Source organism: Brevibacterium marinum (genome assembly GCF_011927955.1).
In the GTDB taxonomy this organism is placed as follows: domain Bacteria; phylum Actinomycetota; class Actinomycetes; order Actinomycetales; family Brevibacteriaceae; genus Brevibacterium; species Brevibacterium marinum.
Genome location: NZ_JAATJN010000001.1, coordinates 2,518,454 through 2,533,310, shown reverse-complemented (window position 1 = coordinate 2,533,310; position 14,857 = coordinate 2,518,454). Strand labels below are relative to the sequence as shown.

Genomic DNA, 14,857 nt, shown 5'->3' with positions numbered 1-14,857 from the left:
CGATCGCCTCCCACCCGCTCGACATTCACTCCATCATCAGCCGGTGCGCCGGCGCGCCCATCCGGCTACGGGTTATCCGCATGTCCCCGTTGAGCTCAATACCGAATTGAGCAACTAATGGCACTCACCGCTGGCCGTCAATCCAGTCTCGCGCGCAGCGCCGCTTCGATCTGCTCCTGACCAGGTGCGCCAGCGAACCCCTTCCCTGTGGCATAAACCCGGCACGCCAGCGAACGAACCGGTGTCGTTGGGAACAGGTCGACACCGTCGACGAGGATCGTGGGCGAGCCTGCGAACTGCGCGTTCGTTGCATCGACCTCGGTGTGAATCGTGACCAATTGGATGGGCACGGCCGTGAGTCCGAGAACATCCAGTGCTGCGCGCGCGTTGGCTTCGGCGCTGGCCGTGTTCGGGCAGTCGACGATGTGGAGCAGTTCGACCTTCACGAGATCTGCTCCTTCCGGGCCCGGGCGGCACGCAGGCCGTTGAGGATCACGACGACCTCTGCGATCTCATGCACGAGCACCACAGCGGCAAGCCCCAAGACACCGAACAAGGCAAGCGGAAGCAGGACGGTGATGATCAGCAGCGACAGAACGATGTTCTGGTTGATGATGTGCCGTCCCCGGCGGGCGTGGTCGAACGCGCGCGGGAGCAGACGCAGGTCGTGGCCGGTGAAGGCGACGTCGGCTGACTCGATCGCGGCATCGGAACCGGTGGCACCCATCGCGATGCCGATGTCCGCAGCCGCGAGGGCCGGGGCGTCGTTGATGCCGTCGCCGATCATCGCGACCGATCCGTTCTTCTCGCCGAGCTCGGCGATCGCTGAGGCCTTGTCCTGGGGGCGCAGCTCGGCGCGCACGTCATCGATCCAGGCCTGCGCGGCCAGGGCGCGGGCGGTGCGGGCGTTGTCGCCGGTGAGCATCGTCACCTCGACGCCCTGTCCGGCGAGGGTGCGGACCACCTCGGGGACCTCGGGGCGCAGCTCGTCGCGGACGCCGATCGCAGCCGCGGCGGTGCCGTCACGGTGCACGATCACGACCGTCATGCCTTGCTCCTCCAGACCCGCGACCCGATCGCCGAGACTCCCGGCGTCGAGCCAGCGCGGGCTGCCGACCGTGATTCGCGCGCCGTCGAGGGTGCCTTCGATGCCGTGACCTGCCTGCTCGGTCACGGCATCGGCCACAGGCGTACCCGGTGCGGCGGCGGTGATCGCCGAAGCGAGCGGGTGGGTGCTGTGCTGCTCCAGTGCGGCCGCCCACGCCAGCGCCTGCGCCTCGGTCACTCCGTCGGCGGTGAGCACCGCGTTGACGGCGGGCTCGTTGCGGGTCAGGGTGCCAGTCTTGTCCACGGCGACGTGGCGGATCACGCCGAACCGCTCGAACACGGCACCCGACTTGATGATCACGCCGAACTTGCTCGCCGACCCGATCGCGGCCACCACCGTCAGCGGCACCGAGATCGCCAGTGCGCACGGCGAGGCCGCCACGAGCACCACGAGGGCGCGGGTGATCCACAGCTCCGGGTCGCCGAACAGCGACCCGATGACCGCCACCAGGACGGCGAGGATCAACACACCGGGCACGAGTGGTCGGGCGATGCGGTCGGCGAGGCGGGCGCGGTCACCCTTCTCCGCCTGCGCCTTCTCCACCAGGTCGACGATCGTGGTCAGCGAGTTGTCGGTGCCCGCAGCGGTCGTCTCGACTTCCAGCGCGCCGGCGGTGTTGATCGCCCCAGCCGACACCGTGTCGCCGGGCTCGACCTCGACCGGGATCGACTCGCCGGTGATCGCGGAGGTGTCCAGGCTGGATCGTCCCGTCCGGACGATGCCGTCGGTCGCGATCCGCTCGCCCGGCCGCACCAGCATGAACTGACGGACAGCGAGATCCTTGGCCGCGACCTCGACCGATGCGCCGCCTTGGCGGATCGTGGCGGTCTCCGGGACGAGCTTGAGCAGCGCCCGCAGCCCGCCGCGGGCGCGATCCATCGCCTTGTCCTCCAGTGCCTCGGCGATCGAGTACAAGAACGCCAGCGCAGCGGCCTCCTCGACGTAGCCGAGGATGACCGCGCCGATCGCGCTGATCGTCATCAGGAGGCTGATGCTGAGCTTGCCCTTGAACAGCTTCCGGATCGCGCCCGGGGTGAACGTCGACGCGCCCAACAGCAGACCGATCCAGAACAGCACCAACGCCGGGACCTCCAGCCCCGACCATTCCAGCACCAGGCCAGTTAAGAACGCGACGCCAGAGAAGACCGGGACCATGATCCCGGCATCACGCCACCAGGGACGTCCCTGCTCCTCCTCGGCTTCCTCCCCGGTCTGAGTCTCCGGCTCGTCGCAGCCGCACGCCGCGCTCACGCGCCCGACTCGCAGCAGCCCGGCACAGTGCACTCGGCGTCCACGCACGGCGCGTGCTCGTCGACCGCGAGGGTCACATCCATCAGGGCCGTCAGCGCCGCCGCGAGGTGCGGGTCGGCGATCTCGTAGCGCGTCTGCCGCCCCTCGGGCTCGGCCACGACGATCCCGCAGTCGCGCAGGCAGGTCAGATGGTTCGAGACGTTCGAACGGGTCAGCTCTAGCTCGCGCGAGAGCACGGCCGGGTAGCTCGGGCCGGCAAGCAGGGTCATCAGGATCCGAGAGCGGGTCGGGTCCGCCATGGCCCGGCCGAGTCGATTCATGACGTCGAGGCGTGAAGCAATAGTCAGCATGCACTGAACTATACAGTGGCCGCTGAACTATTGTCGATCCTTATGTTGGCTCGACGCTGATCCCACCCCGGGGATCCCCTCGATGACCTCACGATTGACGGCGGAACTCGCCGACCTGCATATCCAGCGGGCGCATCCGACCGGCGGTTGTCGCCCTGCCGTGTGTGCTGGCGACCGTGAGGACGGTCCCTACGGCGGCCACCGCGGCCAGGACCGCGAAACCGGTTGCGTAGCTGCCGGTGACCTCGGCAAGGACCGCACCGGCCCCGGGAGCCAAGGCGGTGGCCAGCAGGACCGGGAGGCCGAGGACGCCGGAGAGGCGGCCGTATCCGCGTGCGCCCCACCGATCAGTGACCGCGGTCGCCTGGAGCAGCGTCGCGATGCCGCGCCCGACCCCGGCGGTCATCGACGCCGCGACCAGCAGACCAACCGGCCCGGGGACCACAGCGAGCACCGAGGTGCTGACGGTGACGAGGCCGAACACGGTCACGGTGCGCACGGTCAGCGAGGCATGCCGGGCAAGAGCGGTGTAGACGAGCCGACCGGCGACCTGCCCGAGTCCGCCGAGGCCGAGCACCCAGGCGGCGGCCTGAGGACTCAGGCCGCGCTCGAGCATAAGCGGCACCAGAGCCAGCAACGCGGCGTACATCGCCAGGGCCACCAAGGTCAGTCCGGCGGCAAGCAACCGGAACCGTGAGTCCCGCACGACGCCGGCAGCGTATGCCTTCTCAGCCTCTGGCTCCTCCGCGTCGACATGCACCGGGCGGGGCCAGGGGCGTCGCAGCACGAGCCAGTGGACCGGGACCGTGAGGACCGCCAGTACGACCGCCGCCCAGAAGTACGTGCCTCGCCATCCCAGCTGGTCATACGCGGCTGCGGTCAACGGCGCGAAGACCGTGCTCGCCAGTCCTGCCACCAGCGTCAGCGTGGTCAGCGCGCCGAGTCGGCCCGCAACGAACCAGCCGGTGATCGCGGCGAAGGCCGGCGGGTAGAGCACTCCGGCCATGGCGACTCCGGCCAGCGCCCAACCGACGACGAACACCAACAGATTCGGCGACGCGGCAATCACCACCAGCGTCACGACGCCGAGACCCGAGCCAGCCGTCATGACGAGACGGGGTCCGTGCCGATCGATAAAGCGCCCGACCGGCACCCCGGCCAACGCCGACACAGCCAGGGCCACAGAGAACGCCGAGGTCACGGCCACCGACGACCAGCCAGTGTCCGAGCTGATCCGCGGAACCAGGACCGGGAAAGCATAGTAGAGCAAGCCCCACGAGACGATCTCGGTCACGCACAGCGCAGCCAGCACCCTTCCCCGCCCGGGCCGCACAACAGCCTCAGCCAACGACGACGCCCCTCGACTGCCTGGCCAGGGCATCGACGACGTAACCCGCGTCGCGGTGGACACCGCGCAGGGTGTTCGACGAGAACGAGCGCTGGAACTCCAGGCCCAGGAACGCCAGGCCAGGCAGCACGGTCGAGACGCCGCGATCGTGCCTCGGCGCGCCGGCCTCATCGAGGACGCCGAGAGATCGCAGGTACGGCATGTGCGGCCGATAGCCTGTCGCGAAGACTATTGAGTCGACGCGCTCCCGCGAGCCGTCGGGCCACGCGACACCGTCCGGGACGTAATTGGCGAACATCGGCCGCTCGTCTGGATGTGCCGCCTCGAGCGCAGCCCTGTACTGTCCGTCGTCGATGATCGGTGTGCCTGTGATGATCCTGGCGAGGACCGACGGCGGCAGGAGGTCAGCGCGGGTGAACCGCAACCACCAGTGCAGGTCGCGCCCGGCAATGACCTGCGGCGCATACCGGACACGGTCCCGCACCGCCAGCGACGTCTCCGCGTGGTCGGCCAGTTCGTGGGCGATCTGGACGGCAGAGTTGCCCGCACCGACGACCACGACCCGCTGACCGGCGAACTCCTCCGGCGACCGGTAGTCGGCCACGTGCAGGACCCGGCCCTGAAATTTCTCCCGGCCGGGGATCATCGGCACGTAGGGGTTGGCGAACGACCCCGAGGCAGCGATGAGTGCATCCCCGACCAGGCTGCTCCCATCGGCCAGCTCCACGGCAAAGCCCGGGCCGTCGGCGGCGACCTCGGTGACGCGAGCATTGGTCCGCACCTCGACGCCCAGCCACTCTGCGTAGCCGCGGAGGTAGTCGGCGACCTCGTCGCGGCCCGGGTACCCGTCGGGGTCGCCGGGGAACCGGTGACCCGGGAAGGCGCTGTACCGGCGCGGGGAGAACAGCCGCAGGCTGTCGTAGTAGCGCGGCCACGACCCAACCGGCTCGTCACCGGCCTCGAGCACCACCGGCTCCCAGCCGCGGTCACGCCCAGCACGGGCCGCGGCGAGGCCCGACTGCCCGCCGCCCACGATCAACAGGCGACCGCGGCTCATCCGTCGGTCCTCGTGCCGATCTGGACCAGCTGGGGCGCGGGTGTGCAGCACCCGCCCGACGTCGCCTGCTCCGGGGCGTCGAACAGGCCCGATCCGCCGCACACGCCGGTGTCGGGCAGCTCCAGCTCGACACGGTCAGCCGCCTCGTGATCGCCGGCGAGCTCGGCGACGACACTGCGGACCTGCTCGTATCCGGTCATCGCTAGAAACGTTGGAGCGCGGCCGTAGGACTTCGCGCCGACGATGTAGAAGCCCGGTTCCGGGTGGGCGAGATCGGTCGCCCCCGTGGCGCGCACTGAGCCGCAGGAATGAAGATTCGGATCAACCTCAGTGGCGACCTTCGTCGGAGCCTGCAGGCGCACGTCGAGGTCGAGTCGGACTTCGGAGAGGAACGACAGGTCGGGACGAAAGCCCGTCGCGACGACCACTCGGTCCGCGGGTTCGAGTCGGCGTCCGTCCTCGGCGACGAGCACCGCCCGACCGTCTTCGACGAGGACCCGCTCGGTACGGAATCCGGTGACGAGGTCGATGAAGCCATCCTCGACTACCTTCTTCGCTCGCTGGCCCAGGGCACCGCGCTCGGGCAGTTCGTCGGCGGAACCGCCGCCGAAGGCGTTGCCGACGGTACCGCGGCGCAGCGCCCAGGTCACCCGGGTGCCCGGCTCGCGGCGGACCACTGTCGCGAGGTCGCCGATCGCGGTCGCGGCCGAGTGGCCGCTGCCGACCACGACGATGTGCTTGCCTGCCAGTTCGGCGGCCTCCTCGCGGCTCGGCGTGCGGTGATCAAGTAGGCCGGCTTCGACGGCGGCCTGTTCGCCGAGGGCGGGCAGTCCCTCCGCGCCCGCCGGGCTCGGTGCCCGCCAGGTGCCCGAGGCGTCGACCACAGCCTTGGCCTCAAGCCGTTCTTCAGTGTCGTCGGCGCGGCGGACGTGGACGACGAACGGCTGCTCCGCGCGGCCGGCGTCGACCGAGAGGTCGCGGCCCTTGCGGCCCACGCCTATGACGCGGGAGCTGTAGCGAACACGGTCGCTCAGCGTCTCGGCCAGCGGGGCCAGGTATTCCTCGACCCACTGAGCGCCGGTCGGGTAGCCGGTCTCGGGCGCGCTCCAACCGGTCGGCTCGAGCAGCCGGCGCGACGCTGGGTCGATGAGCTCGGACCACGGCGAGAACAGGCGGACGTGGCCCCACTCGGATACCGCAGATGCCGGACCGTCGCCCGACTCCAGGACCACGGGCTCCAGGCCTCGCTCGAGCAGATGAGCAGCAGCGGCCAGGCCCTGCGGACCGGCCCCGATAACGACGACGGGATTCACTTCAACCTCCATGTATTGATGTTCTTCGATGGGTCGAGCTTGCCCCACATATCGACAGATGTCAATGCATGAGGCAGAATGGACCCATGACCACTCCCCCAGCCATCGAGTCCGCATCCGACGTCGCGCCCTGCTGCGTCCTCGGCGAGACGATCGACGACGCGGTCGCCCAGGACCTCGCCAGGGTGTTCAAGGCTCTCGGCGATCCCACCCGGGTCAAGCTCATGTCCATCATCGCCGGAAGCAGCGCGGGCGAGATGTGCGTCTGCGACCTCACAGAACCGGTAGGCCTGTCGCAGCCGACGGTCTCCCACCACATGAAGCTGCTCGTCGAGGCCGGCCTGGTCGAGCGCGAGCAGCGCGGCCGCTGGGCGTACTACCGGCCGACCATCGACACCCTGGCGTCCGCAGCCAAGGCGCTCATCGCCTGATGGAAGGCGTGCGCGTCTGTCGACGGAGTGCCTGATTGCCGGACGACCCTCGCTCAGCAGCACTGGCGTCACCAAGACCGATTCTTCCTGCTGCGACAGCCTGCGGAAACCTGCGACGCAGCGGACACGTCGACCAAGACGAGCCAGTGCTAACTTGAAAGCACTACATCCCTCACGCCTCTCCACGATGCGCACTTGGGGGATTTTCTCTGCCCACGTCGTCAAGCTCAGACCGGTCGGTGCTGAGCCTTATCGAGCTCCGCCAGCACCTCGCCAGGATTCTTGACCAGGTCGAACAGGCTGCTTGTCCGGCGGGCCCACCGCGCTGGGTCGTCACCCTCAGCAAACGCGGCAGCCGAGGCGAACTGGTCGTGGAGATTGACCGGCAATAGGTCAGCCAGCTCCGCACCGAACTCGCCAGCGCGGCCGGCTCGAGGAGACGAAGGCCGCAAGAATCTGCCCGGCTTCCCGGTCGCCGGGATCAGTTCGTCTGATGCACCTTCAAGGGCTGCGACAGCGTCGCTCACCCAATCGGTGTCCCAGGCATCAGACAGAGGTACCGCGATCTGCTGAACGCCTTGGATCGCATCTCGTCCCAGCGCCAGTGAGAGCCCGCCTGGATCCTCGTGGTAGTTGAGGTAGCGTGCGACGTCGATTCCTGGAGGGCAGACCTCGGCGAGGACGACGTCACCAAGCCAGTTGCTGGGATCGACGATCCAACCCTCCCGTTCTGTGACAGATGGTTTCAGATGGACCCGGTAGAGGTAAAACTGATTGCCTCGGTCAGCCTGGTCGCGCATTCGCCTGAGCATGTTGTGCACCGCGGCCTCGTACGTGCCGACGTGGAGCGCTTTCGCCCGCTGCCGCGCGGCCCACGCTGTGACCCTCTCGTCGCCGCCCATCATCCTTCGGATCCCGGGCGTCAAGTCCGCCGCGGGGTCGAAGTCCCTCGACGGCCAGTCCGGCTGCGTGCTCGTGTGATACCAGAAAAACTGTGCTACCAGGTCGTCGTTCAGGGCAGGGTCGCCAGCATCGACCGTCACTCTGGGTGCGTCCTCGTGCTCGCACGTCAGGCCGCAGCCGGGACATGTCTCCTTCGCCTGCTCCCAGCGGTCGATCCAGTCCAGGTCGACGACGAAACAATGGCCGCAGCCGCCGCACAGCATGCGCCGATCGCGCCAGAAGTCAAGGGGTCGTTCCATGGCTCCATTCTCCAGGAACGTCTTGCAGAGAAGGACCAACAATCTGGTCCGGGTCGACGGGATGGTCTGTGGTCGTCGGTGCACGAGCTCTAGAACGAATCTCAGAAAGGCTGATTGACCGAAGCCAATCGTGGCCGCCCTGAACGCACGACTCCAGACCTGCGAGCTCATCGCACATTTCGATTACACCAAAGGAGAACTCCTCCTCATAGGCGGAGACGTTCCGATCGTTGACGACAATGGCCGGCTGATAGATGCACTTGGCCTCCCGGGTGGCACCCCCGAGCAAGACGCGGAAGTCGCCCGCGATGCAACGGGCTACGAGCTCATCCTGCTCGGCGCGACGAAGCTGCTCATCGCACCGGCCTCCTCGACTGCCGCTGTGAAGTCCCGCTCGGATACTGAGTGCAGCAGGTCGGCCGGCGATCGATCCGAGCCGTCCGGACCCTTCGGTAATCCAGAGTGCGATGTCTGCCACCAGTCCAACAGCGCAGACGCGAGCAGTGTTGGGTCTGTGTCTGCGTATGTGGTGACGAACATTCTGTTAATTTCCGCGAGGGCGTCGATGATTTTGCCGTCACGGAACTGGAAAGCGGGATAGTGCCTGGTCTTCCCGAGTTCGACCTCGATTACGACTTGGTATTTCCGATAGGCCCGCAACAGGCTGCGTTGAGCCGCCTTCATCGCTCGCGCGGCCTGCTCTGGCGTCCGATCGTACTCGGCGTCGATGACCTCTGCGCCAGTCAACGACGCTCGCGTCTCGGCGGCCGTCCGACACTCAGCACGGTCAAGCAGACTCGCCGCCAGCATGGGCGAAGTGTCGAGTGCGAGGCCCCGGTCCCATACAGGGCTGCTCCGCCAATCGTCGGGAAACCCGAGCTGCAACATTGAGAATCCAATCTCCTGCGACCTGGCTTCAATGAAGTCCGCGAAGTCGACGACATCCGACCGCTCCGGCGCGATGCTCAACATGAGGTGACGCAAGATGAGCAGCACGCCATAGAGCTTGTTATCCACGCCCTTGTCCGCGAGCGAAGCCAGAAGGTGGCTCGGGTCCGCGCGTGTCTGTCCCGGTGCGTCGATGACCACGTCGAACGTACGGTTCCACAAGCGGCCGTAATGCGCACAGATGTTCCGGACGTTGCGGATGTTGTTAAGCCAATTGCTCAGTGCACCGCGGTCGCCGCTACCGTCGGCGGTGCAGATTTGGAAGCGCGCGGCGAGGATCTCCTGATCGCCCTGGGGCATCAGGTCGTAAAGGCCGCTCAGGACGCCGAACGACATCACCTCCGTGGCGACCCAGATCGGCAGATGTGGACCGTATGTCTCGCGGAAGTGCACGACGAAGTCTCCGCGTGCGCGCTTCTCGTGGCGGTCGTACTCCTCGAGCCATTCGCGGTAGGCAGTGGTCGGCTCGGGAGACTCACTCGGGTCCGCCGACCGGAGCGCGCCAAGGTCGTCCGGCCGCCGATGGGCGAATCGGTCCGCCCTGCCGAGCCGGTGACCGATGTGGAACCGGAACGACGTTTCGACCATGCTGATGAAGTCACTTAGACGGGTCCGCAGCTCGTGGTCGAACTCGTACAGGGCGACCACGTGGGCCAGGCTCGTCTCGGGCATGAACGAGTCCAGGCGGATCTCGCGGCCGTCCTTGTCGAAACGGTCTGCAGGAGGCTCGGGTCGAGCTCGGTAGAGGTGCCAGTACCCCGACAGCCGGTAGTACCCGTAGCGTTCGAGGACGCCGGCAGCGAAGGTCTCTGTTCCGCAGTCCATGCCCCGCGTGCGCAGCCGCTGGATCTGCTCGGGGATCGTCAGGAATGGCTTGGCGTAGGTGCTGTCCGGCGTGCTCATCTGCTTATCGTCCTCGTGTCCCCGGCGCGGGGCAGAAAGAGAACAGGCCCGCGTCTCATCTAGAGAAGCGGACCTGTCGTGTTGGTACTAGCTTACGGCATCGGTTCACACGGACCAAACGGGCCGACGGAGCAGGACGAGGCCTTCATGAATCGCCAGCCTCACTAAGTCAATGCGTTGGCCGGGCTCTGGATTCGCTCTGAAGACTGGCCATGCAACTGCGCGCTAGAGACATCGGCGACTGGGCAGACGACCCGTTCTGGCGTCGCCACCTCGACTGAACCATAGCCACACACATGGCCCCGTCAGGCCAGAGCCTGACGGGGCGCATGTGTGAGACGCTAGAGCTACACATAAGCGGGCATGTCAGCTGTCAGATCGCCTTCTATCTGAGCGGTTCAGCTCAACTACCGGCAAGTTGGCGAAGCACGTACTGCAGGATGCCCCCGTTGCGGTAGTAGTCGGCTTCACCCGGGGTGTCGATGCGGACCACTGCGTCGAAGTCGACGGTGGTTCCGTCTTCCTTCGCGGCCGAAACCTTGACGGTCTTCGGAGTGGCGCCGTCGTTGAGCTCGGTGATGCCGGAGATCGCGAAGGTCTCCGTACCGTCGAGGCCCAGTGAGTCGGCCGATTCTCCCGCGGGGAACTGCAGAGGGAGCACACCCATGCCGATGAGGTTCGAACGGTGGATGCGCTCGAAGCTCTCGGTGATGACGGCTTCGACCCCGAGCAGCTTGGTGCCCTTCGCCGCCCAGTCACGCGAGGACCCCGAGCCGTACTCCTTCCCACCGAGGATGACGAGAGGCGTATCGGCCTCCGCGTAGTTCACGGAGGCGTCGTAGATCGAGGTCTGGGGACCACCCTCCTGGGTGAAGTCGCGGGTGAAGCCACCCTGGACTCCGTCGAGGAGCAGGTTCTGCAGACGGATGTTCGCGAACGTGCCGCGGATCATCACCTCGTGGTTTCCGCGACGCGAGCCGAAGGAGTTGAAGTCCTTGCGCTCGACACCGTGGTCGGTGAGGTACCTGCCGGCCGGCGTGTCGGCCTTGAAGGAGCCTGCGGGCGAGATGTGGTCGGTCGTGACCGAGTCGCCGAGCTTGGCCAGCACGCGTGCGCCCTTGATGTCGGTCACGGGTTCCGCCTCGAGTCCCATGCCGTCGAAGAATGTCGGTTTGCGCACGTAGGTCGACTCATCGTCCCACTCGAAGATCGCACCTTCTGGCGTCTGCAGCTGCTGCCAGCGCTCGTCACCCTCGAAGATCCGGCCGTATTCGTTGTCGAACATATCGGTCGAGATCGACGAGGAGATGACCGACTCGACCTCTTCGGGCGAGGGCCACAGATCCTTGAGGTAGACGTCCACGCCTTCCGAGTCCTGGCCCAGCGGCTGGTTCTCGAAGTCGAAGTCCATGGTTCCCGCCAGAGCGTAGGCGATGACCAGCGGAGGCGATGCGAGGTAGTTCATCTTCACATCGGGGCTGATGCGGCCTTCGAAGTTGCGGTTGCCGGAGAGGACTGCGCTGACGGCGAGGTCGTTGTCCTGAATGCTCTCCGAGATCTCGGAGTCGAGCGGACCCGAGTTGCCGATGCAGGTGGTGCAGCCATAGCCGACGACGAAGAAGTTGAGCGCCTCGAGGTCCTCGATGAGACCGGCCTTGTTGTAGTACTCGGTGACGACCTTCGAACCCGGTGCGATCGAGGTCTTGACCCACGGCTTGGAGTTCAGACCGCGCTTGCGGGCGTTGCGGGCCAGGAGTCCGGCGGCCATCATCACCGAGGGGTTCGAGGTGTTGGTGCACGAGGTGATCGACGCGATCGCCACGGCTCCGTTGGCCAGCTCGAAGTTGGCTCCGTCGCCGGTGGTGACGGAGGCCGACTTGTTCTCCTCGCCGGGCTGCGAGTAGTTGTGGATGTCCTTGGCGAACTGGTTCTTCGCGTCGGAGAGTTCGATGCGATCCTGCGGGCGCTTCGGTCCGGAGATCGACGGCACGACGGAGGCCAGATCGAGCTCGAGGTACTCCGAGTACTCGACTTCCCTGCTCGGGTCGTGCCACAGGCCCTGAGCCTTCGCGTAGTCCTCGACCAGCTGGATCTGCTCGGCCGAACGGCCGGTCAGCTTCATGTAGTCGATGGTGACCTCGTCGATCGGGAAGATCGCGGCGGTCGAACCGAATTCGGGACTCATGTTGCCGATCGTGGCACGGTTGGCCAGCGGCACCGAGGCCACACCGTCGCCGTAGAACTCGACGAACTTGCCGACCGCTCCATGCTGACGCAACATGTCGGTGATCGTGAGCACGACATCCGTCGCGGTCACTCCGGCAGGGATCTCGCCGGTCAGCTTGAAGCCGACCACGCGAGGGATGAGCATCGAGACGGGCTGGCCGAGCATGGCCGCCTCTGCCTCGATGCCGCCGACGCCCCAACCGAGCACACCGAGGCCGTTGACCATGGTGGTGTGGGAGTCGGTGCCGACCAGGGTATCCGGGTAGGCGCGGAGGACACCGTCGACCTCACGCGGCATGACGACGCGTGCGAGGTGCTCGATGTTGACCTGGTGGACGATACCCATGCCCGGAGGAACGACCTTGAAGTCGTCGAAGGCCGTCTGGCCCCAGCGCAGGAACTGGTAACGCTCACCGTTGCGCTTGTACTCCATGTCCATGTTGAGTTCGATCGCCTCGGCGGTGCCGAAGTTGTCGATCTGGACCGAGTGGTCGATGACCAGCTCGGCCGGGGCCAGCGGGTTGACCTGATCCGGGGACCCGCCGAGCTCGACGACCTTCTCACGCATTGTCGCGAGGTCGACGATGCAGGGCACGCCGGTGAAGTCCTGCATGACCACTCGGGCCGGGGTGAATTGAATTTCCGTAGCCGGTTCGGCACTGGGGTCCCAGTTGCCGAGGGCTTCGATATGCTCCGAAGTGATGTTCGCACCGTCTTCAGTGCGCAGCAGATTCTCCATCAGCACCTTGAGGCTGAATGGAAGATTCTCTGCACCTGGGACCTGGTCCAGGCGATAGATCTCATAATCCGTATCGCCCACGGTCAGGGTGCTCTTCGATTTGAACGTATCGACGTTGCTCATCGTGATTCTCCTGTTTCATCCGACACTCATCCAAGAAACCGGGCAAACCCATGCATCGCGCACCGATTTACGCGACACAGTTGTTTCCAAAAGTATCTTGACGTCAAGATAAATTCTATCTCATTTGCCCGGGCTTGACCACCTACGGAACCGGGCCTGTCGGGGAACCGACGATCGGGTTTTCCCCCGGCAGAGATCCGGAGAACTCCAGCGCGAAGAGACCTACCGCCTCCCTAGGCTGAGGTCATATCAGCAGCTGCGAGCAAGGAGCCACTCATGGACCCATTCACCCTCGGAGCCGGTTTCGGCTTCGGCGCACTCCTCGTCGGCATCATCTTCGCCGTCATCTGTCGAACACTGGCGAGCGAGAAGGGCCGATCGGCCGGCTGGTGGGGCCTGTGGGGCTTCCTCACGACCTTCATCGCCCTCATCGTCCTCGTCCTCCTCCCCCAGAGGACACGAGTATAGGATCACCCGCCGCCGAGGTGGGCGTGTGTGAAGCCCTGTCCTCGCCGAGGTAGGCCGACGCCGAGATACGGTCATCGTCTGAGGACGGTGACCGTTTCCAAGTGGGCGGTCAGTGGGAACAGGTCGAAGCCGCGCAGGCTCTCGATGGCGAATCCTCCGCCGACCAGAATCGCCAGGTCCCGAGCCAGTGTGGCCGCATCGCAGGAGACATAGACGATCGTCCTCGCGTTCGAGTCGAGCAGGGCTCGAGCGACTGCTTTTCCCGCGCCGGAACGCGGAGGGTCGAGAATGATGACATCCGAGTTCGGAATCGTCACACGATCTGCCCGAGTCGCATCGAAGGCGGCCTTGAGGCCCTTTGCGTTCACCTTCGCGTTCTCGATCGCCGACTTCGCCCCTTCGACCCCGTAGAGTCGGGCACCGGTGGCACTGGCAGCGCTGATTCCCAACAGCCCCACACCGCAGTAGAGATCGGTGACCATTCGCGTCGCTTCACTCAGCGCGGAGTTGACCTGCGCGCTCAGCAGCTGCGGAGCATGTTCGTGGACCTGCCAGAACCCGTCGGCCGCGACTCTGAAGTCACGCCCGGAGACCCTTTCGATCAGCTGGTCGTCTCCCCTGACCACGGACAGCTTGGTATGCCCGCCCGTGGTGCCGACTCTCCTGCGGCCGGTTCCGCTTCTCGCATCTGCGAGCACCGACCATCGCGTGGGCAGGGCCTGGGCGAGCTCGGCCACCACGGAAGGATCGGCGTCGCCGCGCACGATCACGGCTCCGCGATCACCCGACCAGGCGAACTCGAGCCGATCGGCGCCGGGCAGACGCAGCTGTGTCAGGGCAACCTCGGCGATGGCTCGGGTCGCCAAGGGAGCCGAGGCCAGGGGCACGACATCGTGGGAGCGCGGAGCCAGCATGCCCAGGCGTCCGTCGGCGTCGACGGCCAACTGGACCCGGGTTCTCCAGTTCAGCCCTGTGCTCTCTCCCGGTGCGGCAGCGACCTCGACCTCACGGTCGATATGACCGATGCGGGAAAGTTGGTCGCCCAGGACTTCGGCCTTGAGCTCACGACTGTGGGCGAGGTCGACATGGGCGAACTCCATCCCTCCGAAGAGATGCGAGTCATCGGCGTCCTCGGTGAGGAACTGCCGGCGACGGTCGGTGATACGGAAATCGGAGGCCTCGATCACCTCGGTGACGTCGGCCCGGAGGAATTTCGCGGCCGGTCCCGCCTCGGTGCGGGCGCGAACGGTCTCCCCCGGGATCGCGCCGGTGACGAAGACGACCTGCCCCTCGTGGCGGGCGATGCTGGTGCCCCCGGCGGCAGGGCTCTCAATGTGCAGGGTCAGATCCATGGCCGGGATCTCTTCGGCAGAAGGTGCGCTCATCGGTG

12 protein-coding genes are annotated in these 14,857 nt (G+C 66.3%); 2 read left to right on the top strand and 10 right to left on the bottom strand.

Annotation, left to right across the window (positions count from 1 at the left end; translation table 11 throughout):
- Positions 1–137: 137 nt before the first annotated feature.
- From BKA07_RS11150 to BKA07_RS11125, 6 genes are all read right to left on the bottom strand, one after another.
- A complete protein-coding gene (locus BKA07_RS11150; RefSeq protein ID WP_039209028.1) occupies positions 138–446 on the bottom strand; it encodes a hypothetical protein in 309 nt (102 codons plus the stop codon).
- On the bottom strand, positions 443–2,359 hold the full coding sequence (locus BKA07_RS11145) for a heavy metal translocating P-type ATPase (protein WP_197678128.1): 1,917 nt from the start codon (positions 2,357–2,359) through the stop codon (positions 443–445). Before BKA07_RS11145 ends, BKA07_RS11150 begins: the two co-directional genes overlap by 4 nt.
- The gene (gene cmtR, locus BKA07_RS11140) at positions 2,356–2,709 is read right to left on the bottom strand and encodes a Cd(II)/Pb(II)-sensing metalloregulatory transcriptional regulator CmtR (protein WP_039209032.1); all 354 of its coding nucleotides are present in this window, start codon (positions 2,707–2,709) and stop codon (positions 2,356–2,358) included. The genes BKA07_RS11145 and cmtR overlap by 4 nt, the downstream gene beginning before the upstream one ends.
- An 88-nt stretch (positions 2,710–2,797) precedes the next feature.
- Entirely contained in the window at positions 2,798–4,057 is a 1,260-nt protein-coding gene (locus tag BKA07_RS11135; RefSeq protein ID WP_209043948.1) for an MFS transporter, read from the bottom strand.
- On the bottom strand, positions 4,050–5,114 hold the full coding sequence (locus BKA07_RS11130) for a flavin-containing monooxygenase (RefSeq protein ID WP_092013160.1): 1,065 nt from the start codon (positions 5,112–5,114) through the stop codon (positions 4,050–4,052). Before BKA07_RS11130 ends, BKA07_RS11135 begins: the two co-directional genes overlap by 8 nt.
- Positions 5,111–6,439, bottom strand: a complete 1,329-nt coding sequence (locus BKA07_RS11125; protein WP_092013157.1) for an NAD(P)-binding domain-containing protein — start codon at positions 6,437–6,439, stop codon at positions 5,111–5,113. The genes BKA07_RS11130 and BKA07_RS11125 overlap by 4 nt, the downstream gene beginning before the upstream one ends.
- A gap of 74 nt (positions 6,440–6,513) precedes the next feature.
- On the opposite strand from BKA07_RS11125, the gene BKA07_RS11120 reads away from it, so the two are divergent.
- Positions 6,514–6,858, top strand: coding sequence for an ArsR/SmtB family transcription factor (locus tag BKA07_RS11120; protein WP_092013154.1), 345 nt, complete (start codon positions 6,514–6,516; stop codon positions 6,856–6,858).
- Between the two features lie 227 nt (positions 6,859–7,085).
- Here the strand turns inward: BKA07_RS11120 and BKA07_RS11115 are convergent, their stop codons facing one another.
- The 3 genes from BKA07_RS11115 to acnA all read right to left on the bottom strand — a co-directional run bounded on the left by BKA07_RS11115 (position 7,086) and on the right by acnA (position 12,999).
- A complete protein-coding gene (locus BKA07_RS11115; RefSeq protein WP_139908196.1) occupies positions 7,086–8,060 on the bottom strand; it encodes a hypothetical protein in 975 nt (324 codons plus the stop codon).
- A 318-nt stretch (positions 8,061–8,378) separates the two neighbouring features.
- Positions 8,379–9,911, bottom strand: coding sequence for an Abi family protein (locus BKA07_RS11110; RefSeq protein WP_167950955.1), 1,533 nt, complete (start codon positions 9,909–9,911; stop codon positions 8,379–8,381).
- Positions 9,912–10,314: 403 nt separating this feature from the next.
- Entirely contained in the window at positions 10,315–12,999 is a 2,685-nt protein-coding gene (acnA, locus tag BKA07_RS11105; RefSeq protein WP_167950954.1) for an aconitate hydratase AcnA, read from the bottom strand.
- Between the two features lie 276 nt (positions 13,000–13,275).
- Between acnA and BKA07_RS11100 the strand changes: the two genes are divergently transcribed.
- On the top strand, positions 13,276–13,467 hold the full coding sequence (locus BKA07_RS11100; RefSeq protein WP_167950953.1) for a hypothetical protein: 192 nt from the start codon (positions 13,276–13,278) through the stop codon (positions 13,465–13,467).
- Between the two features lie 71 nt (positions 13,468–13,538).
- Here the strand turns inward: BKA07_RS11100 and BKA07_RS11095 are convergent, their stop codons facing one another.
- Positions 13,539–14,852 carry a class I SAM-dependent RNA methyltransferase gene (locus tag BKA07_RS11095; protein WP_245161927.1) on the bottom strand — a complete coding sequence of 438 codons (1,314 nt, stop codon included), beginning with the start codon at positions 14,850–14,852 and terminating at the stop codon, positions 13,539–13,541.
- Positions 14,853–14,857: the final 5 nt, after the last annotated feature.